At 70.7% G+C, this 23,770-nt stretch carries 22 protein-coding genes; 8 read left to right on the top strand and 14 right to left on the bottom strand.

Annotated elements, in window-relative coordinates:
* Nucleotides 1–2 precede the first annotated feature (2 nt).
* The 7 genes from IE307_RS19470 to IE307_RS19440 all read right to left on the bottom strand — a co-directional run bounded on the left by IE307_RS19470 (nucleotide 3) and on the right by IE307_RS19440 (nucleotide 8,044).
* Nucleotides 3–986 carry a hypothetical protein gene (locus IE307_RS19470; protein ID WP_191299441.1) on the bottom strand — a complete coding sequence of 328 codons (984 nt, stop codon included), beginning with the start codon at nucleotides 984–986 and terminating at the stop codon, nucleotides 3–5.
* Nucleotides 983–2,692, bottom strand: coding sequence for a dynamin family protein (locus IE307_RS19465; protein ID WP_191299439.1), 1,710 nt, complete (start codon nucleotides 2,690–2,692; stop codon nucleotides 983–985). Before IE307_RS19465 ends, IE307_RS19470 begins: the two co-directional genes overlap by 4 nt.
* On the bottom strand, nucleotides 2,689–4,707 hold the full coding sequence (locus IE307_RS19460; RefSeq protein WP_191299437.1) for a dynamin family protein: 2,019 nt from the start codon (nucleotides 4,705–4,707) through the stop codon (nucleotides 2,689–2,691). The genes IE307_RS19465 and IE307_RS19460 overlap by 4 nt, the downstream gene beginning before the upstream one ends.
* Nucleotides 4,708–4,709: 2 nt before the next feature.
* The gene (locus IE307_RS19455; RefSeq protein WP_191299435.1) at nucleotides 4,710–6,014 is read right to left on the bottom strand and encodes a hypothetical protein; all 1,305 of its coding nucleotides are present in this window, start codon (nucleotides 6,012–6,014) and stop codon (nucleotides 4,710–4,712) included.
* Nucleotides 6,011–6,523, bottom strand: a complete 513-nt coding sequence (locus tag IE307_RS19450; RefSeq protein WP_191299433.1) for a hypothetical protein — start codon at nucleotides 6,521–6,523, stop codon at nucleotides 6,011–6,013. The genes IE307_RS19455 and IE307_RS19450 overlap by 4 nt, the downstream gene beginning before the upstream one ends.
* Nucleotides 6,520–7,188 (bottom strand): hypothetical protein, encoded by a 669-nt coding sequence (locus tag IE307_RS19445; protein WP_191299431.1) that lies wholly within the window; start codon nucleotides 7,186–7,188, stop codon nucleotides 6,520–6,522. The genes IE307_RS19450 and IE307_RS19445 overlap by 4 nt, the downstream gene beginning before the upstream one ends.
* A 91-nt stretch (nucleotides 7,189–7,279) precedes the next feature.
* Nucleotides 7,280–8,044 (bottom strand): RNA polymerase sigma factor, encoded by a 765-nt coding sequence (locus tag IE307_RS19440; protein ID WP_191299429.1) that lies wholly within the window; start codon nucleotides 8,042–8,044, stop codon nucleotides 7,280–7,282.
* A 366-nt stretch (nucleotides 8,045–8,410) separates the two neighbouring features.
* Between IE307_RS19440 and IE307_RS19435 the strand changes: the two genes are divergently transcribed.
* The 5 genes from IE307_RS19435 to IE307_RS19415 all read left to right on the top strand — a co-directional run bounded on the left by IE307_RS19435 (nucleotide 8,411) and on the right by IE307_RS19415 (nucleotide 14,151).
* Nucleotides 8,411–8,896: a hypothetical protein gene (locus IE307_RS19435; protein ID WP_191299427.1), complete on the top strand. Its 486-nt coding sequence runs from the start codon at nucleotides 8,411–8,413 to the stop codon at nucleotides 8,894–8,896.
* Nucleotides 8,893–11,463, top strand: coding sequence for a M56 family metallopeptidase (locus IE307_RS19430; RefSeq protein WP_191299425.1), 2,571 nt, complete (start codon nucleotides 8,893–8,895; stop codon nucleotides 11,461–11,463). Before IE307_RS19435 ends, IE307_RS19430 begins: the two co-directional genes overlap by 4 nt.
* Nucleotides 11,464–11,493: 30 nt before the next feature.
* A complete protein-coding gene (locus IE307_RS19425) occupies nucleotides 11,494–13,644 on the top strand; it encodes an ATP-binding protein (RefSeq protein WP_191299423.1) in 2,151 nt (716 codons plus the stop codon).
* Between the two features lie 242 nt (nucleotides 13,645–13,886).
* Nucleotides 13,887–14,036: a hypothetical protein gene (locus IE307_RS19420; RefSeq protein WP_191299421.1), complete on the top strand. Its 150-nt coding sequence runs from the start codon at nucleotides 13,887–13,889 to the stop codon at nucleotides 14,034–14,036.
* A complete protein-coding gene (locus IE307_RS19415; RefSeq protein ID WP_191299419.1) occupies nucleotides 13,996–14,151 on the top strand; it encodes a hypothetical protein in 156 nt (51 codons plus the stop codon). The genes IE307_RS19420 and IE307_RS19415 overlap by 41 nt, the downstream gene beginning before the upstream one ends.
* On the opposite strand, the gene IE307_RS19410 is transcribed toward IE307_RS19415, so the two are convergent.
* Entirely contained in the window at nucleotides 14,141–14,770 is a 630-nt protein-coding gene (locus tag IE307_RS19410) for a TetR/AcrR family transcriptional regulator (RefSeq protein ID WP_229904870.1), read from the bottom strand. The genes IE307_RS19415 and IE307_RS19410 overlap by 11 nt on opposite strands.
* A gap of 133 nt (nucleotides 14,771–14,903) precedes the next feature.
* Between IE307_RS19410 and IE307_RS19405 the strand changes: the two genes are divergently transcribed.
* Together IE307_RS19405 and IE307_RS19400 are read left to right on the top strand one after the other, a co-directional pair.
* On the top strand, nucleotides 14,904–15,341 hold the full coding sequence (locus IE307_RS19405) for an ester cyclase (RefSeq protein ID WP_191299417.1): 438 nt from the start codon (nucleotides 14,904–14,906) through the stop codon (nucleotides 15,339–15,341).
* A 3-nt stretch (nucleotides 15,342–15,344) separates the two neighbouring features.
* Entirely contained in the window at nucleotides 15,345–15,830 is a 486-nt protein-coding gene (locus IE307_RS19400) for a YkgB family protein (protein ID WP_191299415.1), read from the top strand.
* Between the two features lie 5 nt (nucleotides 15,831–15,835).
* On the opposite strand, the gene IE307_RS19395 is transcribed toward IE307_RS19400, so the two are convergent.
* The 3 genes from IE307_RS19395 to IE307_RS19385 are packed head-to-tail and all read right to left on the bottom strand — an operon-like array spanning nucleotide 15,836 to nucleotide 19,416.
* On the bottom strand, nucleotides 15,836–17,014 hold the full coding sequence (locus IE307_RS19395; RefSeq protein ID WP_191299414.1) for a serine hydrolase domain-containing protein: 1,179 nt from the start codon (nucleotides 17,012–17,014) through the stop codon (nucleotides 15,836–15,838).
* Between the two features lie 40 nt (nucleotides 17,015–17,054).
* Nucleotides 17,055–18,527 carry an MFS transporter gene (locus IE307_RS19390; RefSeq protein ID WP_191299412.1) on the bottom strand — a complete coding sequence of 491 codons (1,473 nt, stop codon included), beginning with the start codon at nucleotides 18,525–18,527 and terminating at the stop codon, nucleotides 17,055–17,057.
* Nucleotides 18,528–18,570: 43 nt separating this feature from the next.
* Nucleotides 18,571–19,416 (bottom strand): class I SAM-dependent methyltransferase, encoded by an 846-nt coding sequence (locus IE307_RS19385; protein WP_229904869.1) that lies wholly within the window; start codon nucleotides 19,414–19,416, stop codon nucleotides 18,571–18,573.
* Between the two features lie 83 nt (nucleotides 19,417–19,499).
* On the opposite strand from IE307_RS19385, the gene IE307_RS19380 reads away from it, so the two are divergent.
* Entirely contained in the window at nucleotides 19,500–20,042 is a 543-nt protein-coding gene (locus IE307_RS19380; protein WP_229904868.1) for a helix-turn-helix domain-containing protein, read from the top strand.
* A gap of 87 nt (nucleotides 20,043–20,129) precedes the next feature.
* On the opposite strand, the gene IE307_RS19375 is transcribed toward IE307_RS19380, so the two are convergent.
* From IE307_RS19375 to IE307_RS19365, 3 genes are all read right to left on the bottom strand, one after another.
* The gene (locus IE307_RS19375; RefSeq protein WP_191299408.1) at nucleotides 20,130–20,720 is read right to left on the bottom strand and encodes a TetR/AcrR family transcriptional regulator; all 591 of its coding nucleotides are present in this window, start codon (nucleotides 20,718–20,720) and stop codon (nucleotides 20,130–20,132) included.
* Nucleotides 20,721–20,723: 3 nt separating this feature from the next.
* On the bottom strand, nucleotides 20,724–22,259 hold the full coding sequence (locus tag IE307_RS19370) for an MFS transporter (RefSeq protein ID WP_191299406.1): 1,536 nt from the start codon (nucleotides 22,257–22,259) through the stop codon (nucleotides 20,724–20,726).
* 215 nt (nucleotides 22,260–22,474) lie between these two features.
* Nucleotides 22,475–23,764: a CE1 family esterase gene (locus IE307_RS19365; RefSeq protein ID WP_229904867.1), complete on the bottom strand. Its 1,290-nt coding sequence runs from the start codon at nucleotides 23,762–23,764 to the stop codon at nucleotides 22,475–22,477.
* Nucleotides 23,765–23,770 lie beyond the last annotated feature (6 nt).

Raw genomic sequence — 23,770 nt, 5'->3', positions numbered from 1 at the left:
GATCAGCCTCGCTGCCAGGGTGGAAGCACTGCGGGACGGGGAGAGGCGTCGGTCTCGGGGAGGTCCAGCGGCGCTTCGAAGCGCGCCGCGAACTTCGGCCACCAGGCGGCGCCGATCGCCAGGTCGTCCGCGGGAGAGGCGCTGCGCCAGGCCCGCCCCGCGAGCGGCCAGACCGCACCGGGTCCTCCGAGCACGATCGCCGGCCGATCGGTCGCGCGGGCCACGGCGGCGACGGCGTCCGCGATCACCTCCCGCTCCGGCCACGAGCGGAGCTCGTCCACGCTCACCAGCAACGGCGGCCGGAGCCGGTCGGCGAACGGTCCGGTCCACGCCACCCTGGCACCGTCGGGAGCGGCGGCGACGCGGGAGGCGAAGTCCGCGACGCCGTCGGCGAACGCCTGCGCCGGAACACGGGTTCCGGGTCGGAGCCGGCCCAGCACGTCGGCGGCCATCCGGCGCGTCAGCGGCAGCGCCCCGTCGGCCCGCGCCGCGTGGGTCAGTCGTCGCACGCGCGGAACCGGCCCGGTGCCGAGCAGTTCGTACGCCTGCACGACCGTCGCCGCATCGCCCACCGCCGCCACCACGACGGACTGGGCGGCGCGTGGACGTGCCGCCAGCCAGCGGCACAGCAGCGCGTCCGCCGGATGCACCTGATCCGCCGACACCAGCCCGGCGCCGGCCAGTTCGGTGGCACCGACACGCGTGACGTCGACTGGACGACAAGCTGAGACGACGAGTCGCACGTCCTCGTCCGCGACAGAACCCGCCAGCCCGAGGTGGCCGCTGATCCTGCGGCGGAGGACGTCGGCGAAGTCGTTGTCCCACGGCGTTTCCGGCCAGTCGAGCACGTCGTCGGCGGTGACGGCCCGGTTGTCGTGGGGCAGGTACCTGCGGACGCCGTCGCCCAGCACCGTCGCCTCGCGGCCGTCCCTGACCGCCGCGGCCGTCCGGTGCGCCTCCGGCCCCAGTCCCACGGTGATCGTCACAGTGCCTCCACGAGCGCGTCCTCGGCCGGCCGCGCCAACTGCTCGTCGAACACCAGCAGCGCGTCGAGCCGAGAACGGTCCGATGCCTGGGGCATCCGAGGCGTGCCGCCGGTCTCGCTGAGCGCCGACGTGAACAGTGCGTCGTCCAGAGCCAGTACCCGCGCGGCTTCCCGCTGTCCCGCCTCCCTGGTGGCGGTGGCGACGAGTGCGAGCCGGTTCGCGGTGCTGTTCCTGCCGAACCTGCCCGCGAGCGTGGCGCCCGCCATCGCCCCCGCGGTCGCGCCCGCCGGCCCCGCCACCGCTCCGAGCACGGCGCCGACCGCGCCTCCGAAGATCCGGGCCGTGGCCTGTGATCCGCTGCCCAGTTCGACCTCGAGCAACTGGAGGTCCGGGGCGGCGAGGTCGTACAGCCGTTCGGCCAGCGAGGAGTGCGGGGGGTGCACACCGAACCGAGCGGCGGTGTCGGCGGCCGCGGCCCGGATCTCCGCGGCGAGCGCGCGGACCCGGTCGTCGACGGACTCCCGGATCCTGGAGTCGAGCGCGCGCTGGTAGGAGGCGTCACCGGTGCGGGGCGCCGCCAGGCCGGCCGCGATCTGGTTCACGGACGCCTCGATGTCGTTCCCCGCCGCCTTGACCAGTTCGCTGACGGACTCCTTCAGCACGCGGCGGAGTTCGGCGTGCACGGAGTACGCGGCCATTGCCTCCGCGTAGGCGTTCCGTGCCTCGGACAGACGTGCTTCCGCCTCCCCGATCCTCTGGGCCACCTCGGCGCGCAGAGCGGTGAGCGCGATCAGGGCACGGCCGGCCCGCGCTCGTCGCACCGTCGGCTTCCCCGCCGTGCTCGCCTTCTCGAGCGCGGCCCGGAACTCGTGTCCTCCGAAGGCATCCGGCCGTTGCGCGGCACCTCTCGCCGACACGAAGACGGGCGGTGGGCACGTGATCCCGGCCTCCTCGGCGAACTCCTCCACCCTGGTCTCGTAGAACGACCGCTGCAGGCCTGACCACTCCGCGTCCGGGTCCTCGTCGAGGAAGACGTTGACCACGAACAGCAGACCCCTGTCACCGCACCGGGCAGCGTGGTCCGCGAGGAACAGCTGTTCAGGCTCGGTCAGCGGGTGGACGCTGCTGAGCACCCACACCAGGACGTCCGCGTCGGCGGCGGTCTCCCTCGCGCGTTCGGTCATCGGCGGCTCGTCGTTGATGCCCGGAGAGTCGATCCACCGCACACCGGCCGGAACCACGCCGTCCGCGAGGGTGACGACGACCCGGTCGATCGCGGCGGCGGAGCCGTGCCGGGCCTTGCCGGCGGCGTCGTGCACCGACACCTGGTCGGCGATGGCGGCGGTGTCGAACGGCAGTTTCACCACCTTGCCGCCGGACACCGCCACCACCCGGTCCTCCGGGCCGGACCGGATCACGCACGGCGCCCCGGTGTCCGGCAACCGCCTCGTGGGCAGCAACGTCCGGCCGATCATCGTGTTCAGCAGCGTCGACTTGCCGAAGTTGAAGTGCCCGCCGAACACGACGTGGACCTCGGGCCGTTCGAGCCGTTCGGCGATCTCCGCCAGCCAGGCTCGCCACCGCTCGCCGTCCGCGCCCAGCGCTCGGGCGCATTCGCGCCACGACCTGAGCCGTTCGACGCCGCCGTCGACGTCGACCGCCGCGGCGAGGCGGCGCAGATCGTCCGATGCCTGGACCGCGGTCATCTGACCCCCTGGCGGACTTTGGTGAGCATGCCCTCGAGCGTGGTGAGCCACCGCTTCAGTTCGGTGCGCGCGTCCTCCATCTGCTCGAGCGTGCGGGCGCGCTCGGCCTGGCTGCCGCGGTTCGCCTGGTGGGTGGCGTGGATCTTCTGCTCCTCCGCGGCCAGTGCGGACGAGATCGACTGCCTCATCGGGTCGAGCTTCGCGAACTGCGCGCGCACCACCTTCTCGACTTCGGAGACCGCGACGGGCTCCTGGTCGCGCAGGTCGTCGATCGCCTTCTTCAACGCGTTCTCCTTGACCCGCCGCTCGAGTCCCGCGGCACCGGCGGCCTGGCCGAGGACCGCGGCGGCGACCAGGGCGGCCGGCGCGATGACGGCCAGTCCCGCTCCGGCCGCGCTCAACGCGACCACCGTGCCGATCGCTCCCGCGGCGCCGCCGACCGCGCCGCGCCACCCGCCCGCGCCGCCCGTGACGGCGCCCGCGGCGTTTCCGAAGACCAGGCCGAGCACGGCCGCCGCGGCTCGTTCGACGTTGCCGATCACCGGCTGGTGCGCAGCGGCGTCCACGTTCCTGCCGACGAGCGCGAACTTGATGTTCTCGAGCTCCCGGTCGATCTCGGCCACCTCGCCGGCGATCGTGTCGAACATCCTCGTCATGATCTCGTGCAGTCGTTCCTCGCAGCGCTTGCTGGCCTTCTCCCTGCGCGCCTTGACGAAGTCGTTGATGGCCTGCTCGGCGGCGGCCGAGGTCTTCTTGAGCCTCAACGTGGCCGTGAGGAGGTTCCCGGACTGGATCCTCACCGTGTCGAGGTGGCCCGGGAGGTCGGCGAGGATGCCCCGCTCGCTGGACTGGACGATCTTCTCGAGCTGGGAGACGCCCTGCTCGGTGGCGTGCTCGACGGCGTCGTCGATCCGCTTCGCCCGCTTGTGCAACTCGGCCAGCTTCGGCAGGACCTGCTCGAAGTCGCGCTGGAACTTCGTCTGGTCGGCCCTCGCCGCCACCTCCACCGCCCGGATCTGCTGCTCGACCGCGGCGCACTCCTCGACGGCCTGCGCGCTGAACCGCTGCACGTGCACCTCGAAGCGTTCGTCCAGCAGGAACTGGGCGAGCCTGTCCTCGAACGCGGAGAGTCCGGACCGTTCCACGCCCGCGGGATCACCGCCGTGCCGTGCCTGAGCGGCCCTGCGCGCGTCCACGGGGAAGATGTCGTGGGTCGTGAGGTCCTCGCCCGCCCACGGCTGCGCGACCTCCTGGTACTCGTTGAGGAACTTGTTCCACACCATCGCGCGCATCGGGTCGTCGAGGTGCTCCGGGTCGAAGACGTTCAGCGCCGCGAACACCTTGGTGCCGCCCTCGATGAGCCTGACCGCGGCCACCACCTCCTGCTCTCCCAGCGGGGAGTGGGTGCCGAAGACCACGATGGCCGCGTCGCACCGCGTAGCCGCCTCCTCGGTGATCGCGGTGCGGCGGGGGTTCTCCTCGGTGCCGGGGGAGTCGTAGAGGACGACGCCGTTCTGGCACAACCGCGCCGGGTACCTCAGCTCGAACTCGCGGATGTTCTCGAACCGCGCGGCGTTCTCACGCGAGGTGACCGTGTTGTCGAGCGTGGAGTTCTCCAGGAACTGGCTGAGAGACCACGGCCGGGAGCTGCCGTCCATGTGCCAGGCGGTCACCGCGGGGGTGGTGTCGTACTCGATGCGGGTCAGCACCGCGGTCGCGGGCAGGCGGCCGACGGGCAGCGGCCCGGCGCGACCGTCCAGCGCGGTGGAGTGGGTGACGCCGCCGGTCAGTGCGTTGAGCAGGGTCGACTTGCCGTTGTTGAACCGGCCCATGACGAGGATCTTGAACTTGTCGTCGCGCAGGTTCGCGGCAGTGGTGCACAGCGCGTCCGAGGACTCCTGCATCCCGATCGTGGCCGCCACCTTCGCGAGCGCGAGGATCGCGCTCTCGATCTCCTCCTTGACCGCGGTCCTGCCCTTGAGCCGATCGCCGATCGTGGGGTCGCCGGTGTTCATGATCAGCCTTCTTCCGTCGTCGTGGTGGCGTGGAGGCGCTCGCGGAGCGCCGCGAGCCGGTCGTCGGTTCCCGGGCCGGCGGGGGGCGCGGGGAGGTCGTTCCTGAGTTGGGCGAAGCGCCGCGCGATCTCAGCGCGCAGCTCGGCGGCGTGCGCGTCGACGTCGCGCGCGAGGTCGCCGCGCAACCGGGTGGACAGCTCGGAAAGCGTGCGGCGGAACGCGATTTCGGCGTCACCGTCCGCCCGGAACCGCCTGAGGTGGTGGACGATCAGTCCGATCACGGCACCGGTGGCTCCGCCGAGCAGCGGCGTGGTGATCCGGCGGAGCACCAGTGTCGTGGCTCCGGCCGTGATCAGTCCCAGCGTCGGATCGCGGGAAGGCGTCGGCGGAGCGACGACCTCCTGGGGGAGGTCGGCCTCCGAGAACGCCGGCCGGGTGTGCAGGGCGGTGAGCAGGCCGGTCGCGCCGGGCAGGCCGTCCAGCGAGCGGGTCGCCTTCAGGACCAGGGCATCGGTGTGGTCGACGGCCAGCTGCCGCAGGTCGCCGGTGAGCTGGTCGAGCACCCTCGAGCGTTCGCCCGGCCTGCTCTTCAGCAGGGTGAGCTCGGCCGCGCGGACGGCCATGTCCGCGTTGTCGCGCAACAGGTTCAGCCGGTCGTCGAGAATGGACGCGAGCGCGCGTTCATGGCTTCCGATCTCGCTGAGGAGGTGGACGTGGTCTGCCGCGGGCCGAGCCGGGAGGGCTTCCGCGCGTTTCTCCATGGTGGTGAGCGCGTGGTGCAAACGCAGTCGTGGCAGGGGATCCGGCCGTGGTTCGGTCAGCCATTCGTCGATCTCGGCCGCGTCGCGATGCCAGGTGAGGCAGCCGTTCTCGCGCAGGTCCTGACCTCGCCAGCGTTCGTTGGGCTGGGCGAAGAGCACCCGCCACAACCCTTTGAGCGCCGCGTCGACGTCCTCGGGGGACATGTCGTCGCGCTGGCGCAGCACGAGACACCGCGCGTCGGCCGGAAGCGCGAGCAGGTTCTCGAGCAGGCGCACCTCGTCCAGCGTGAGCGTGGCGCCGAGCTCGACGAACGCGACGATCCGGCTCGCGCTCAGGACCGTCTCCCAGCGGACCGAGGCGAGGGCGGTGGTCCGCACGGGTGCCCGCATCCGTTCCGCGAACTCGGTGGCGTCGGCTCCTGAACCGGTCAGCAGGAGCACGGTCTGGTCGTCGGAGGGCGGAGCACCGCGGAGGAACTCGGAGATGTCCTTCCAGTGGTGGGCCTCCGCGATGGAGATCATGTCGTCGGTGATCGCCTGGGTCATGACGCCTCGCTCTCGTCGAGCCAGCGGAAGAAGGTGGGTACCGCGGCCCGGTACCAGGGCAGCAGCGCGCGGGGCAGAACGGCGACAAGGCACTCGCGCAGCTCTTCACGTTGCCGCGCGGCGACGTTCGTGCCGGCGAAGAACGCCGGCGTCACCTGGTCGAGCAGTTCGCCGGCCACCCGCAGGTCCTCCTCCAGTTCGTCGCCCTGCCGTTCGGTCGCGACGGAGACGGGTGCCGGGTCGGCCGGACCGGAGAGGGGGATGTGCAGGGTGTGTGCGTAGGCGACGAGCACCGGGCGCTCCGCCGTCACCGCCCACCACCGGTCCGGCGCGCTGACCACGGGAGGGGTGCCGCGCGTGCGCGTGGCGGGGCACGCGAAACCCAGGTAGGACGGGGCCGGCCAGGCCGAGGTGGGCAGCGGCACGCTGATCTGGTGACCGAGCGGCACGTCCACGCGGATCGGCGCGGCGAGGAAGGCCCGGCGGACCGCCGGGTAGGAGGAGCTCATCCGAAGATCCCTTCGAGCAGGTCGCCGACCCAGGTCTTGATCACTTCGGTGAAGACCATCTGCGCGCCGGTTTCGAGCCACGAGCGGGACACGACGGCGGTGTCGCCGTAGACGCCGTCCCGTCCGGAGGCGGGATCGTTGAAGTAGAAGCCGCGCAGATCGCCGCTCGCGGGATCGCGGGCCGACGCCGTGAGCGTCAGCGGCAGGTTGGCGGCACCGAACCCCCAGTGGGCCGGTTCGTTCCACCACACGCCGGCGTCGACCGCGATCACGCACCCCCTGCCCTGCTCGGCGTGCGCGGCGAGGTCCTCCAGCGACAGGCCGACCTCGGCCCTGGCGGACACTCCGTTGAGTTCCAGCACCGCGGCCATGCCCGCGACCGAGAGGTCCGAGGCGTCGCGGTAGGGCGTGTCGGCCAGCCGCGCTTCGAGGTCCGCGAACCCGACCGGCCGGTCGAACGCCCGCAGAACGTCCGCACAGCAGCACAGTGCGCTCCTCGCCTCGAAGTCCTCGAAGAAGTCGGTGCGCTGTGCGGTGATCTCGCCGTACACCAGCAGCTCGGACCCGTCCGGCCGCACTTCCAGCCAGGAGGGCACGTCCGCGCCGGCGTCAGCGGAGGGAGGCTCTCCCGCATCGCCCCCGAAGTCCTGTTGCCACCACGTCATGTCCGGTCTCCTCGGTCGTGGATGTCCTTGTCGTGGTGGAAGACCCCGCCCCCGGCGCTCGCATTGCAGCTTCCGCGAACTCTTCCGGTCATCACGACAGATCCATTCGTTCGGCGACGACCGTGCAGGCCCGCCGCAACGCCACGTGCCAGCCACGCCGCCGGTACGTGGGAGCGCGACGCAGGACGATCGCCTCGAACACGTCCCGTTCCGCCGGTGAAAGCCCTTCCGCCTCGAGATAGGCGGCCTCTATCGCTTCCAGACCACCGATGTCGTCGGCCCGATGGCAGAGGAGGTGGACCCGGATCTTCGGCACGGCACGGCTGTGCAGCACCGCGCACGCGGCACCGGTCAGCCCCAGTGGCAGGCCGATCTCGTCCCACGTGACCCCGTCCGCGGCGAGCCGTGCGAGCACCACCTGACTCTCGGCGGGGCTCACCGCGCCTCGCTCTTCGGCGTCGGAGACCACTTCGCTCCACCACGACCCGTCCGCGAAGGTCGGTGCGGGTTCGGAATGGTCGAGAGGCATGATCTCGTCGACCTCTTCCGGTAGCGGAACCTCGTTCTCCCGCCGCTTCGCCTGCTTTCCGCGATAACGTGTTGTCTCGCGTTCGGCAATCTTCATCACCCACGCGGGAAAGACCTCGGGATTCCGCAGGGAATGGAATCCCCGCCACGCCCGCAGTGCCACCACCTGCACGAGGTCATCGGCATCAGCGCTGTTGTCGGTCACGTGCCGGCAGTAGCGCGTGACGGACGTCAGCATCTCTGACCAGGCACGGAAAAAGTCATCGGAAATGCTGATGCCGCCTTTCGCCCCGATCGTTCGGGTGCATGCCAACGTCTCTTCGTTCAAGGGGGAGAACGCGTTACGGGCGGTTCGCGGTTCACGTGGAAAAGGGTCGGTGGCGAATGAAATTCGGTCGAGGTGGAGAGCTGGGTGCGGATCCGGGCTCACCGGTTCGGTTCACTGGCGGCGGGCCTCGCGCCCGACTCGCCGGTCGGGCGACATCGGGCCGTCACCCGACCGGGTGACGCACTGGCCGGTCGCGGGTGGTCGGCTCGGTAATTGTTGCGGGACAACAGAATCCATCGGGAGTCTTGCCACCTGACGGCGAATCTGGCCCACCGCCCGGGCTGCGTAACGGGCCGGTCGCGCCTCGCGACAGAGGGGGCGCTCGGGCACGTGCCCGGTGATCGGTGACCGATGTGGAGGAAGCGCGTGACTCAGTCCGTCGACCAGGAAAGCGTTCGGGCGCTAGCGGTGCGGATCGTCAGCCGGGTGGCACCCGCCGAGCGGGACACCTTCGGTCCGCAGAGCGCGGCCTACTTCGCCGACCCGCAGCGTGCACTGGCCGGAGACCGCGCCGGCAACGATCGGCTGGGCAGCGGCCTCTCCGACTTCGTCGACGTGGTCGTGCCCGTCATCACGCCCGTGGCGCTGGCCGTCGCCACCGACCTCCTCACCCGCGCGGTGCAGAACCACGCCGGGCCCGGACTGAAGCGGATCGGCGGCGCGGTGGGCAGGATGTTCGGCCGCTCAGCGCCGGAAGAGGACCAGGGCCCGATCGCGGAGGTGCCGGCCGACGAACGCTCCGACGCCTGGCGCGCCGTCCACGACCTCGCTCTGGAGCACGGAAAGGACGAGGACCTCGCCCGGCGCATCGCCGACGCCGTCGTGGGCGACGTCGACGAGGACGGCAGATGACCGCGACCGCGGAGCCCCCTGTGCGGGAGCAACACCGCCGCGACGGGCTGCCTGCCGGTACCACGACGCTGTTCGTCCTGCTCATGGCCGCGGTCCTGGCCACCACCTCCACCGTCTTCTTCGGCTTCAACTACTCGATGTCGCAGGTCCACTGGTCGGCGACCACGTGGATGACGCTGGGGCTGTCGCTGGTCATCGCCGGAGCCGGCGTCCACTACCTGCTGCACCCGTGGTGGATGCGCCGTCGCGCCGCACTCGTGGAACTGTCCGAAGAGGACTCACCGGAGCTCCTCGGGGAACTGCGCGGGTTGTGCGAGGTCGCAGGCGTGGCGCGGCCGAGGTTCATGCTCGCGCCCTATGCCACGGAAACCCCGGGGGGACAGGCGTTCGGGAGGCTGGGCGACCGCATGGTCCGCATCGACGCGGGCCTGGTCGCGTTGAGAGGCCTGTCGGCGCCGGCGTTTCGCGCGATCGTGCTCCACGAGCTCGCGCACCTGCGCAACCGCGACGTCGACCTGACCTACTGGACGGTCGCGATCTGGCGCTCGTTCGTCGTGGTCGCGACGCTGCCCATGGCGTGGCAGGTCGTCACGGACCTGGGAACGTGGTGGCACGACGTCCGGGTCGTGCTGTCCCTCACCGTGCTGACATCGCTGATCCTCCTCACCCGCAACGCCGTGCTGCGCTCACGTGAGCTGCACGCCGACGCCCGGCTCGCGGGCTGGGACGACACCGAAGCCGCACAGGCACTCCACCGCGCCGTCGAGCGCCAGGCCGGCCGCAGCGATCGGGCGACGGTGCTCAAGCGGGCCTGGGACGACCACCCGCATCCACGCCGGCGCCTGGAGGTCCTCGACGACCGGACCCTGCTGGCCGGGCCGAGGTCGTGGGAGCTGTTCGCGCTGGGAGTGCTCGCACCGACCCTGTTGGGCAACTTCTACGCGCTGCTCGGCAGCGCGTTGAAAGGAATTCCCGCCCTGGCACCGTTCCTGGTGATCATCCCGGTGTCCGCGGCCCTCGCCGGAGCGGTGACGCTGAGCGTGGTGGGCACCGGGAAGTCGCGCCGGCTGCTCGTCGTCCCGCTGGTGCTGTGCGGGGGATACCTCGTGGGCGAGGCGACCTCGCTGGTGAACAACGCGGGCAGCACCTTCGCGTTGTTCGGGGAGTGGGAGGGCGCGGCGCCGCGCACCGTCGCCGCCGCCATCGGCTCCCTCGTCGTGATGTTCGGCCTGCTCGTCGTGTGGGCGGCCTCGTCCGCGACGGCTCTCGAGGAGGCCGGTCGCGGCGTTCGCGGAGTGGTGGCCGTGGTGTCGGCTGTGGGCGCCGTGGCGCTGGTGCCGTGGCTGACGATCTGGTGGACCCTGCGCTCGGACCCTGCGATGACGCTCTCCAGCGTCGGCGGACGCGGTGGTCCCGCCATGCCGCCGGGGCCGCTGTCGGTCTACGACGACGTCGTGAGCGTGGTGCTGGACCTGTCGACGTTCTTGCGGGACAGCGTTTTCCTGCGCGGCAGTGTGTACGTGCCGGGTGTGGTGCTGGGCCTGGTGCTGCTGTGGCTGGTGCCGCTGGTGATCGCGTGCGGCGCGAAGGCCAACCCGATCGCCGCGGCGGTCCGCAGGGACGTGTGGCGAGTGCTCGCGCTGTCCGTCGCCGCCGGAGCCCTGTGCCTCGTGCTGTACGGCCTGAACCTGCTGGTGCCGCTGCCGGGGGCGGCAGCCCTCGACACGGCGACGTTGGCGGCACAACTGGTGGTCGCGCTGGTGATCCCGCTGGTCACGACGCAGCTGCGGCCACCCCTGGTGTTGATGGGCGTCACACTGGTGGCGACGGTGTCCGCCGTCGTGGCGTGGACGCTGGTGGGCGTGGGGCCCTGCGACGGCTGTGACGACTCGACACTCGCGTCCATCGCGGTGTACTGGCACCACAAGATCGTCTTCGGCGCCGTGGTGGCCGTCCCGGTGCTGCTCGTCGTGGTGGCGCTCATGACCCTCGCCCGCGTTGCGCCGCGCCCGGCCCCGGAGACACCCGCCGGCAGGCTGGGTCCCATCCCACTTGCCGGCTCGTCCACCCTCGTCCTGTGCCTGCTGGTGGCCTCCGTGCTGCCGGGCGCGGGCAACTGGACGCAGTTCGAGCCCGTCGTCACGACGCGCGAGTGCCTGATCGGCACCTGGCGCGAGGTCGAAGGACACCGCACCACCACGTTGAGGGGTACCCCGGTCCCCATCACCACCAAGGGCCAGGTGTGGACCGTCAACGCGGACGGCACCGCCCGGCAGGACTTCGCCCCCGGAGCCGTCCACACGGGCGTGTACGAGGGCCAGGAGATCAGCCTGGCCTTCACCGGCACGGCGAGCTTCCGCTACGAGATGGAGGACGACAAGATCCACCTGCGCGCGACCAGCATCTCCGGCACCCAGACGGTGCGCATCGGCTCCAGACCGGAGCAGACGCGCCCCCTTGACCAGGTGATGTCACCGATGAGCTCGTTGAGCACGCAGTGCGACAAGGACCAGCTGATCGTGTCGGACGGCAACTGGAAGCAGACGTTCGCGAGGGCTCGGAACTGATTCCGGGAGAGTCGAGGCGTTAGGCCGAGGATGGACGACGCGGAAGACGGCGGACCGGAGATACCGGCCGGCTCGGTCGTCAACTCGATGACCGGTAACGCGACCGTCCTCGTTCAGGTCGGAACGGTCGTGGGAAACGTCGTCGTCACCAGCGGGGTTCCGGTGCGCCCCGCACAACTGCCGCGTGTCCCGAAGTTGTTCGTCGGCAGGGAGAACGAGCTGCGGGCGCTGGACGAGGCGCTGTTGGACGGGCAGGACGCGCCCGGCACGGCGGTGATCTCGGCGGTGAACGGAATCGGTGGAATCGGCAAGACCTGCCTCGCGCTGTGCTGGGCCCACCGCAACATCGACCGCTACCCCGATGGACAGCTGTACATCGATCTTCGAGGGTTCGACGCGGTTGCGGCGCCCATGAAGCCCGCAGTCGCCGTGCGTGCTTTCCTGGACGCCTTCCAGATTCCTCCGCAGAGCATTCCGGTGGATCTTCAGGCGCAGGCAGGGCTGTACCGAAGTCTCGTTGCGGGAAAACGGGTTCTGATCGTGCTCGACAACGCTCGCGACAGCGACCAGATCGTCCCTCTGCTCCCCGGAAGTCCCTCGTCATCGGTCCTGATCACGAGCAGGAACAAGCTGCCGGTCCTGACGACGACGTACGAGGCCCGCCGGCTCGATCTGCGCGCTCTCGCCGTCGGTCACGCTCGCGAGTACTTCTCCCGGCAGTGGGGAACAGCCCGCACGGCCGCGAACAGGAGCTCGGTCGAGGCGCTGATCGACTGCTGCGCGGGACTGCCCCTCGCGTTGCGGATCGTTGCGGCACGAGGGCTGACCGCGCCGTCCCGTTCCCTGGAGCTGCTCGCGGAAGAGCTCAGGGTGGAGCGTGATCGACTGAGCGGCTTCGAGATGGAGGACAGCCGGACGGACATCCGGGCTGTGTTCTCGTGGTCGTACCGGGCCCTGCCGCCCGAGGACGCGGCGGTGCTCCGGCGCACCGCACTGCACACAGGGCGGGAGTTCGGCTTCTCCGCGCTGCTGGCCCTGACCGGTGTGCCTTCGCCGCAGTTGCGCAGAACCCTGGGAAGGCTGGAGTCGAACGGTATGCTCGAGGAGGTCGACGACGGGCGATTCACCTGCCACGACCTGCTGCACAGCTACTTCGTCGAACTGGTGCGCGAAGTCGATGACGAGGAGTGTCGGCGGATGGCCCTGGGGCGCCTCTTGGACCACTACCTCTTCACGAGCCTGAACGCCGACCGGAAGCTCAAACCGTTCCGGGGTGCGATCGAGGCCGGCAGCCCTCCCGAGGGTGCGGCGGTCCGCGAGTTCACCGGGTACGAGGACGCTGTCGAGTGGTTCACGGTGGAGTACCCCAACCTCATCTCGGCCGTCACACGTGCCGCCGAGGAAGGAGATCACGACCGCGCATGGCAGCTGGCGTGGTCACTCACCACCTTCTGCGGCCGGTTCGGGCACTGGCGCGACTGGCTCGCGATCCAGCGCACCGCGGTGGAATCGGCCATCGCCGTGGGCAACGAGTCGGCGCAGGCACGGGCCCACCGCGGCATGGGCAACGCCTACTGCCAGCTCCGCGAGTACGACGAGGCCCTCCGTCATCACGAGAGGTCGATGGAGATCTGGCGGCGGACCGGTGACCTCAACGGCATGGCCGGTACGTGCCTTGCCGTGTCCTGGGTGCACGAACAGACCGACGAGCAGGAGAAGCTGCTGGGCTCCGCGGGCCAGGCCGCCGCCCTGTACGAGCAGGTGGGCAACCGGCTCGGGCGCGCCAGGGCGTACAACTACCTCGGGTGGGCTCTCGCGCACGTCGAGAACTATCCCGAAGCCGTGCGGCACTGCCAGGAGGCTCTGGCCGTGCACCAGGCCGTCGGCGACACCGACGCGGAGGCTCACGCGCTCGACAGCCTCAGCTTCGCGTATCTGATGAGCGGTGATCACGCTCGAGCCGTCGAGCACTACCAGAAGTCGGTGGTGTTGTACCGCGACGTCGGTGACCACTACTACGAGGCCGCCACCCTGATGCGGCTCGGCGACGCCTACCGCGCTGCCGGGAACGCGTCGAAGGCCTTGGAGCACTGGGAGCTCGCTCGAACGATGTTGCGCCAGCTGGAACATCCCGATCAGGCCGAGGTGGAAGCCAAGATCGAGGATCTCGGCCAGTCGTGAGCGTCGGACCTGCTGTGGCGCTGCGCCGGTGACCTCGATCGAGTGATCGGCGGTGCCGAGTCGGTCCGGCACGTGTTCGACACCATGCCGTTGATCGCGAAGGCGGTCGGCTCGGACGGTCACCAGTGTGATCCGCTCGGACCTGCGCGAGGAGCGGTTCGGGGCGGCCGTGGTCCTGTTCGCCCGCAGTGCGAGCGCAGGATCTCGGTCAGCGGAGCCAGGCGCGGCCCCGGCTCAAGCTCGTGATCGCGGGCAACGGATCCGAACTGGACCACCTCCAGGCGATCACCCGGCACGACGACCGGATCCTCTCCACTCACCGCGTGGAGGGCGAGGAGAAGACCGTCGCTGATGAACGGCTGCGCCGTCTACCCGCTCCCGACCAAGCCTGAACCGGACTCCGTCGAGACCTTCGGCATCGCGCTGACCGAGAAGATGCTCGCCGGCGGCGGGCCGGTGATCACGACCACCACCTGCCACGGCGAAGACGGCGCCGTCAGCGGGTGAACGACCGGATGTGGTCGAGGGCGGTGTCGAGTGCCACCTGGATGCTGGTCGCGTCCCGCCGCGCCTGCGCCAGCAGGTAGCCGCCCTGCAGCGCGGCGAGCAGGCCCGTGGCCAGGGTGGCCGGATCCGCCTCCTGGGCGAGCGCGCCTGTCTGCCGCATGTGCTGCAGGCCGGTGCGCAGTGCTCCCTCCCACCGGTCGAACCCCCGCGCGATCGCCTGACGGGTGATCTCGGAGGAGTCGGACAGCGCGCTGGCCAGTGAGCCGAGGGGGCAGCCGTGAGCCCCTTTGAGGCTGCGGTTGTGGGCGACGACGGCGTCGCGCCAGCGGGTCAGGCCGTTCATGGAGTCGGCGTTGCGCAGCAGTTCCTCCTGTGCGCCGAGCACCTGCTCGATCTGGAACTCCACGACGGCGTCCACGATCGCGGCCTTGTCGGCGAAGTAGTGGTAGAGCTGCGACCTGCCGGTCCCGCTCACCGCGATGACGTCGTCCAGGCTCGTGCGCTCGACACCCTGCGTGTGCATCAGCTCCGCGGCGGCGCGGACGATGCGCTCCCGTGTGGCGGCGCCCTTCGCGGTGAGGCGCTGCGGCCGGAGTGGTTTGTGTGTCGGCTCCGCCACGCCGTCCTCCTCGACAAAAGATGTACTCGACAGTCCAGAGGAGAATACCGCATCGCAGCTGGAGGGTTCACATGCTTGCGAAAATGTATCGGCTAGTACATTCTTCGGGCATCGACTCCGGAAGGGGAGTGCCGTGGCAGACATCGCCGCAGTCATGCGCCAGTTCCACACGAACTACAACAACAACGAGATCGACAAGAGCCGGGAGCTCGTCGTCGACGACGTGGTCGCCGACATCAACGGCGGAGCGGGGAACGGCGTCAACGGTGTCACCCACCGGGGTCGCGAGGCGTTCATCGCGTGGCTGAAGAGCGACAAGGTCGTCTTCGGCGCGAACAAGCTGACCCATCAGGATTTGCTGGTCCAGGGCAACACCGGCGCGGTGCGCTTCGTCATGGAGGGCACGCACATCGGCCCGATCGTCACGCCGGACGGAGTGGTCGAGCCGACCGGCCGCCGAGTGGTCCTGGAGGTCACCGAGTTCGCTAGCTTCGACGACGCCGGACGGCTCGTCCACGTCCACACCCTCTACAACACCCTCGGCCTGCTGCTCCAGCTCAAGGGGGCTTGAGCCGTGTCCGCACCGCACACCGTCCGAACAGGACTCGCCACCGCCGTCCGGGACCGCGCGGAAACTGCCGGGCAGGCCGTGACGCGGTACGGCCTCGCGCTCGTCGTGGGCTGGATCGGAGCGCTGAAGTTCACCACGTACGAGGCGGAGGCGATCGTCCCGCTCGTCACGCACCACCCGCTCATGAGCTGGGTCTACGACGTCCTCGGCGTCAGCTCGTTCGCCGCGGTCCTGGGCGTGGTGGAGGTCGGGGCGGCGCTGCTCATCGCGCTCCGTCCACTGTGGCCCTTGGTGTCCGCGGCGGGCAGCGCCCTGGCGGTGCTGCTCTTCCTCGGCACGCTGAGCTTCCTGCTCACCACCCCAGGCGTGACCACCGGCGGGTTTCCCTTCCTCTCCGTCGACGGCGGCCAGTTCCTGATCAAGGACGTGGTGCTGCTCGGGGCCGCGCTGTGGACCTTCGGCGAAGCTGTGCGGGCTTCCCGGCGCTGATGCCTTCAGCGGGTGAGGGACTTCCGGAGTGCCGCGGTGAGGCGGTCGGCTCGCTGATCTACGGGGTTCGCCAGCTGGTTGTTGAGGTAGCCGAAGCCGATCTCGGCCTCGGCGTCGGCGAAGCCGAGACCGCCGTTGCCCCCGTCGTGGCCGAACGAGGAGCCGGAGAGCAGGGGACGGCCGGGGTGTCCGCCGACGAGGAATCCGGTGGAGAAGCGGAGTCCGGGCGGCGTGAGCACGCCGGGCCAGCCGGGGCCGCTGGAGCGCGGAGTCAGCGCGTCGGTGATGCTCTCGTCGGTGAGCAGCCTTGGCGTGCCGTCCACAGTGGACACCGCCGCACTGTAGATCTTGGCCAGGGCGTTGGCGGACATGATGCCGTTGGCGGCGGGGATCTCCGCCGCGTGGAATGCGGACGAGTTGTAGTCGCTGGGGCCGTCGTCGAGGAACCGCGCGGGGAGTACCCCGCCCATCGTCACGGACCTCAGGAAGACCGGCATGTTCATCACCTTCTCGACGAGGGCGAGCGCTTCCGGGTCCGTGACCTCGGGTGCGGGGTGGATGCGGGCGACACGGGACTCGGCGGAGCGAGGCAGGCCGATCCAGGCATCGGCCTTCAACGGTGCGGCGAGGTACTCGTCCAGCAACTCGTGGGGCCGCAGGCCGGTGGCGCGCCGGAGGATCTCGCCCGTCAGCCAGCCGAAGGTCAGGGCGTGGTACCCGAAGTCGGTGCCGGGTTCCCAGTGCGGCCGCTGGGCTTCCACGGCGGTGATGACGGGTGTCCAGCGGGCGAGGTCCTCGAACGTCAGGTCGGTGTCGAGGGCGACCAGGCCGGCGCGGTGGGCGAACACGTCGCGGATCGTGGTGCGCTCCTTGCCGTGAGCGCCGAACTCCGGCCACAGGGACGTGACGGGGGCGTCGAAGTCGAGCAGGCCGCGCTGCTGGGCCAGGTGACCGCACAGGGCCATGAGGCCCTTGGTGACGGAGAACCCGACGGCGACGGTGCCGGTGTTCCAGAGGTGTCCGGTGCTGCTGTCGGTGACGCCGCCGTGCAGGTCGACGACCAGTCGGCCGCGGTGGTAGACGGCGAGGGCGGCACCGGTCTCGGTGCCGCGGGTGAAGTTGTCCCTGAAGACGTCGGCGACGGGCCCGAAGCCTTCGTCGGCGAAGCCGTGGATCTCTGTCATGTGCACTCCCACCTGGGTTCGGTGCGGTAGGGACGGGGTGTCAGCTCGGGGAAGGTGCCGCTTGTCGTGAGGTGGGCGCCGCATGACGGCGGTGGAGGAGTGCGGTGATGACCGCGCCGGCCGCGAAGATCCCGGCGGACCACCAGAAGGCGGTGGTGTAGCTCGTGATGGCAGCGCTCGCGCGCGCCGTGGTGTCGGAGGGGTCCTTGCCGGCGAGGTACGCGGCGGCGGCACTGGCGGCGAGGGTGTTGAGCAGGGCGGTGCCGATGGAGCCGCCGACCTGCTGCACGGCGTTGACCGCCGCCGAGGCCACGCCGGCGTCCGCCGCGTCGACGCCGGTGGTCGCCAGTGACATCGAGGCGGGGACGACCGTGCCCAGTCCCGCGCCGAACAGCAGCAGCGGCGGCAGGACGTCGGTGACGTAGCCGGAGGTGAGGCTGATGTTCGTCAGGCCGATCAGACCGGCGGCGGCGAGGAGGAACCCGGCGGGCAGCACCACCCTCGGCCCCAGCCGGGGGACGAGCTTCATCGTGGCGACCTGGGCCATCACCATCATGACGACGATCATCGGCAGGAACGCCAGGCCGGTCTCGACGGGGCTGAAGCCGAGATCGAGCTGCAGGTAGTAGGTGAGGAAGAGCAGGACCCCGAACAGGCCCGCGCCGGTGAGCAGGAGTGTGGTGAAGGAGGCGGCGCGGTTCCGGTCGGTGAGGATGCGCAGCGGCAGCAGGGGGTGCTTCGCACGCGTCTGCCACCAGGTGAACGCTGCCACCAGCAGCACACCAGAGGTGAAAATTCCCCACGTCAGGGGTGAACTCCAGCTGTGCGACTCGGCGTTGGACAGCCCGTAGACGACGGCGAAGAGGCCGGCCGAGATGAGCACGGTGCCGGGCAGGTCCAGCGCGGAGTTCACGGCGTCGCGGGTGTTGCCCAGCAGCTTCCAGCCGCCGACGAGAGCGACGACGCAGAACAGGACGTTCACGTACATCGTCCAGCGCCAGTCGAGGACTTCGGTGAGCGTGCCACCGACGAGAAGGCCGACGACCGTGCCGGAGGCCCCGATCCCGCCGAAGATCCCGAAGGCCTTGGCCCGCTCCCGGGGATCGGTGAACGTCGTGTTCAGCAGGGACAGGGTGGCTGGTGCGAGCAGCGCGGCGAACACGCCCTGCAGCACGCGGGCGGTGATCAGCACGCTGAGGCTGGTCGCCATGCCGCCGAGGACGGACGCGGCGGCGAAGCCCGCGGCACCGAGGAGGAAGGCGGGTTTGCGGCCGAAGAGGTCGGCGAGCCGGCCGGCGAGCAGCAGCAGTGCGGCGAACGACAGCGCGTAGGCCGTGATGACCCACTGCCGGTTGCCGTCGGAGAAGCCGAGCTCCGCCTGGGCCGAGGGCAGGGCGATGTTCACGACGGTGGAGTCCAGGACCACCATCAGCTGGGCGATGCCGATGATCACGAGGATTCGCCAGCGGTGCGGTGGTGCTGCGGGACCAGGGGGCGAGCCGGAACTGGGCATGACGAGACCGTTTCTGGGCGTGAGGGACGAGCGGTTGTCCGGGTCAGGGACGGCGGGCCGCCCAGGTGGTGCGGGTGGTCCGGACGGTGAGGTCGTCGCGTCGCAAGACGCTGTGCGCGCCGTTGTGGTCGAGGACCGCGGCGAGTGCGGCCAGGTCGTCGGCGGGCAGCCGGCCGTCGAGGGCGGAGCGCAGCCTCGTCAGGCACACCTGCGCGTAGCGGGCAGTGGCGGGCGGCAGCGGAGCCGGCAGGTCGATGACGAACGGCCGGGTGGCCTCGAGGACGAATCCCGCGCGCGTCAGGTGCTCGGACCAGTCGTGGGGCGGGTCCGGGTTCAGCGTGGCGTGCACGCGGGCTTCCAGGCCGTGCCGGCCCACGCCGATGTCGTCGGGCAGGAACCGGGGGAAGAAGTCCATCTCGGTGACGGCCAGCAGGCCACCGGGCCGCAGGTTGTCGAACGCCGCGGCCAGCACCCGGCCGGGATCGGTCACGTGGTGCAGTGACGCGGCCGCCCAGATCAGGTCGCTGGTCCGAAGCCGCGGCCAGTCCTGGTCCAGGTCGGCCCAGACGCCCCGGACCCGGCCGGACAGGCCGAGCGCGGTCGCCTTCGACCGCAGCAGGTGGAGCATCTGGGGAGAGAGGTCCACGGCGGTGACGTCGGCCCGCGTGAACCGCCGCGCGAGGGCGAGGGTGCCGGTCCCGGTCCCGCTGCCCAGGTCGGTGATGTGGTCGGGTTCCCGGTCGGACAGTTCGCCCAGCCAGTCGACCAGCTCGGACAGGTAGGTCCGGAGGACCTCGGCGTCCAGGTCCAGGAGTTCGGCCATCGCGATGGTGGCCACGTCGGCTCCGGAGTGGTCCTGGTCGGACGGGCGAGTCTCGGTGCTGTTCATGTTTCGACCGTAACGGCGACTTGCACGGCTCGCATACACTCTTGCATATGACGCAAGAAGGCGATTTGGACAGGGTGGTCCGCATGCGGATCCGGAGCCTGCGGCAGGCACGGGGCTGGTCCTTGGACAACCTCGCTGAGCGCGCCCACATGAGCCCGTCCGGTCTGAGCCGCATCGAGACAGGGCGCCAGCGCATGACCCTCGAGCAGCTGACCGCACTGGCACACGCTCTGACGACCTCGGTCGACGAGTTGGTCGAGGCCGTCAACGACGACGACGTCGTGATCAGGCCCGAGCGCGACGAGCAACGCGGACTGACCACCTGGCTGCTGAGCCGCGGATCCGCGCCCGCCGGTGTCACCGTCGCCAAGATGCGCATCACCGACGAGGCGCACGGACCGGGAGTCGACCAGCTCGGAGTTCACCCCGGGAAGGAGTGGTTCACCGTTCTGTCGGGCACCGTCGCGCTGATCCTCGGCGAGCGCGCCATCCGCGTGGAGACCGGCCAGGCCGCCGAGTTCTCCACCATGACCCCCCACGCCATCAAGGCGCACGGCGGACCGGCGGAGATCCTCGTCATCCTCGACACCGACGGGAAGCGCAGCCACCTCCACCCCACGGCGTGACGTCGGCCGGCTCGCGAGGGGTCCGGCGGTGCCGGGACCGGCGTTCTGCTGCTGAACCGGTGCCCCGCCGTGGGTGTGGCGCGAAGATCAGCCGCGCGGTGGGGCGAGGTGGTCCCACGCGGGGCCGGGCGTCGTGAGCCCGATCAGGAGGGCTTCGAGATCGGTCAGCGGCTTGCGGTCCGGGTGGTGGTGCCAGGCGGGCATGGCGCTGATGCCGTCGGCCGCGGCCGTGATCAGTGCGGTGACGTGGGGCGGGAGGCCGTCGGCGGCGAGGTCGTCGTGCCAGCGGAGGGTGTCCTCGCGGGCGAGCTCGGTGATCTCCGGGACGGTCGCGAGGTGGCTGAGCAGGGGGACCAGGTCCCGGAACTTGCCGGGGTCGTGGGAGAACTCGGCGCTGACCCGGACGTAGGCGCGGGTCAGGCGCCCCGGTGCGACGTCGTCGAGGTCCGCGGCGGCGAGGACGTCGGCGCGGAACCGGTCGAACAGGTCCTGGGCGAGTGCCCGCACGAGGTCGTCCTTGGTGGCGAAGTGGTGCAGGAGACCACCCTTGGACACGCCCGCTTCCTTGGCGATGTGGTCGAGGGTCGCGGAGGTGCCGCGGGCGCGGATGCACGAGCCCGCGGCGTCCAGCAGCACGCGGCGGGTGTCCTCGGGGGTGCGCCCGGCTACACGCGGCATGGACTACTCCTCGGTCGTGGTGGTGGCGCTCTTCCTACCGGAGGGGATGGTGAACCAGGCGATGAGGGCGGCGATCACGGTGATCGCGGCGGCGACGACGGACGTGACCTGCATGGCGGTCGTGAACGCGTCGCGTGCCGCCTCGATCACGCCGGGGCTGTCGCGAACCGTGTTGACCGCCGCGGCCAGGGAGTCCTCCGTGGCCGCGCGGGCGGGGCCGGGCAGGGTGGCGGGCAGGTCCAGCGACGCCCGGTAGACCAGGGTCACCGTCGAGCCGAGCAGGGCGATGCCGAGCGCGCCGCCGAGCTCGAAGGCAGTCTCGGAGATGGCCGAGGCGGCACCGGCGCGTTCGGACGGCACCGCGGAGACCACGGCGTCGACGGTGAGCGTCATCGCCACGCCGATGCCCAGCCCCAGCGGGAGCAGGGCCGCCGCCAGCCACAGGGTGTCGTCGGCGTTCTCCGCGACCGCGACGAGCACCAGGCCGAGCGCGGCGAGCAGCAGGCCCGCTGCCACGGCACGGCCGGTTCCCAGACGGGCCACGAGCACCCCGACCACGGCGACGGCCAGGATGGACGCCACGGTCGTGGGCAGCTCGACCAGCCCGGCGGCCAACGGGCGCAGGCCGCGCACGAGCTGCAGGTACTGGGAGAAGAAGAACAACACGCCCATCAGCGCGAAGATCGCGACGAAGTTGGCCAGCACCGCCCCGCTGAAAGCCTTGTTGGCGAACAGCTCCACGTCGATCAGCGGCGTCTCCAGCCGGCGCTGACGGCGGACGAACAGCACACCCGCGGCCACGCCGACCGCCGTGGCGAGCACCGTCTGGAAGTCCAGGCCGGCGCTGATGGCGTGTTTGACGGCGTAGACCAGCGGGACGATGGCCGTCATCGACATCGCCGCGGACAGCAGGTCGAACCGGCCCGGTCGCGGATTGCGCGACTCCGGCAGGAGGATCGCGCCCGCCACCAGGAACACCAGCACCACGGGCACGTTGATCAGGAATACCGAGCCCCACCAGAAGTGCTCCAGCAGCAGCCCGCCGACCAGCGGCCCCAGCGCCATGCCGCCGGCAGAGGCGGCTGACCAGATCGCGATCGCCTTCGTGCGTTCGGCCTGGTCGGGGAACATGTTGCGGATGATCGACAGCGTGGACGGCATGATCGTCGCTCCGGCCACACCGAGCAGCAGCCGTGCCGCGATCAGCATCTCCGCGTTCGGCGCGAACGCCGCCAGCGCCGACGCGGCACCGAACGCCGCGGTCCCCACCAGCAGCACGCGCTTGCGGCCGAGCCGGTCGGCGAGCGTGCCCGTGGTCACCAGCAGACCCGCCAGCGCCAGCGCGTAGACGTCGCCGATCCACAGGACCTGCGTCAAGCTCGGCGCGAGGTCCGCGGTCAACGACGGGACCGCCAGGTACAGCACCGTGCCGTCGATGGCCAGCAGCAGCATCGAGCCGACCAGCACCACCAACGCCGCCCACCTGCGTCGATGGAGAGCCGGCACCTCCGCCGACGTTTGTGCGTTCCCACGAGTCATGGAGTTATTGTACCGGCTGGACGGTGCAATAAGACGAGTGTGGTGCACCACGGCGGATCAGCGCGCCGGGTCTGCCCGCACCGGCCGTGCCCGCGAGCACGGCCGGTGCCTGCGCCTGGGCGGTACCGGCACCGGAGAGGACCAGTGCGGCCGCCGCGATCAGCGACGACGCTCGTTGTTGGAGTCGCGTCGCACGGGTTTCTCTTCCGTGGTCCTCACGCGGCCGCGCACGTCTTGCCGTTGAGGGCGAACGAGGCCGGGGCGGAGGCGTTGCCGGTGTGGTTCGCCTGGAAGCCGACCGTGATGGACGCGTTGGGCGCGATGTCGGCGTTGTAGGACACGTTCCTGGCCGTCACCTGGCCCGACGCGGGGGAGTAGGTGGCGCCCCAGCCGGAGGTGATGGTCTGGCCGCCGGGCAGGGTGAAGACGAGCGACCAGCCGCTGATCGGCGTCGAGCTCGTGTTCGTGATGGTGATGTTCGAGGTCAGGCCGGTGTTCCAGGCGTTGATCACGTCGCCTACCCGGCAGTCCGCGCCACCCGGCGGGTTCGAGGTCGTGGTCGTCGTGGTGGTGGTCGTGGTCGGGCCGGGACCGCCGTCGAACTGGGTGATGAACTTCCAGGCCTCCCCGGACGTCCAGGTGCGCCAGCCGTCGCCGCCCGAGTCGATCGGGCCCGGGGTGTGGCCGCCGTCGAACGCGGCCCACACCACCGGGTAGCCGGCGCGGCAGCCGCTGAAGGCCGTGACGACGTGCGTCCTGCTGCCGGCCCGCGGTTCCGGCGCGTTCTGCGCGGTGCAGCCGTTGTTGCGGACGAACCGGTCGCGCAGCCCCCGGCCCAGGCCGATGCCCAGGACGTTGTCGCTGATCCCGTGGATGCCAAGGTAGGCGATGGGGTCGCTGCCCCCGCTGCACCCGCTGAGCTCGGCGCCCGAGTAGACGACGACCGCCCGGAACACCTTGGCGCGGGCGCAGGCGAGCGCGTAGGACATGCCGCCGCCGTAGCTGAAGCCACCGGCGTAGCGCTGGGCCGTGTCGACGCACAGGCTGTTGTCCAGCAACCGGACCAGGTCGTCGATGAACGTCAGGTCCTGCCCGCCGGGGTTGGCCCAGCCGTTGCCGTTGCCCTGTGGTGCCACGAAGATCGTGCCGTTGTTCGCGGTGTCGGAGAGCCGGCGCAGGCCGTAGTAGGACCAGTTGTAGCCGTCACCGCCGCCGGAGTCGACGTCGTTCGCGGTGCCGCCGCGCCAGTGCAGGCCGACGAACAACCGGTACTGGCGGTTGTTGTCGTAGCCGGGCGGCACGCGCAGGACGTACGTGCGGTTCTGGCCGCCGCTCGAGATCGTGTGCTGGCCGCTGGCGAGAGCCGGTGCCTTGCCGCACCCCGCCGTGCCCGCCAGGGCACCGACCTGGCCCGGTGCCGTGCCGCCGACGGCGATGCCCGCCGCGCCCAGGAAGGCCACGGCGCCCGCGACCGCCATGGCGAGCACGACCCTACGCCGGGACATGGCGGA

Source organism: Lentzea cavernae (assembly GCF_014653695.1).
Classification (GTDB): domain Bacteria; phylum Actinomycetota; class Actinomycetes; order Mycobacteriales; family Pseudonocardiaceae; genus Lentzea; species Lentzea cavernae.
The sequence above is the reverse complement of the archived record's forward strand: the minus strand, read 5'-3'. Positions and strand labels throughout refer to the sequence as shown.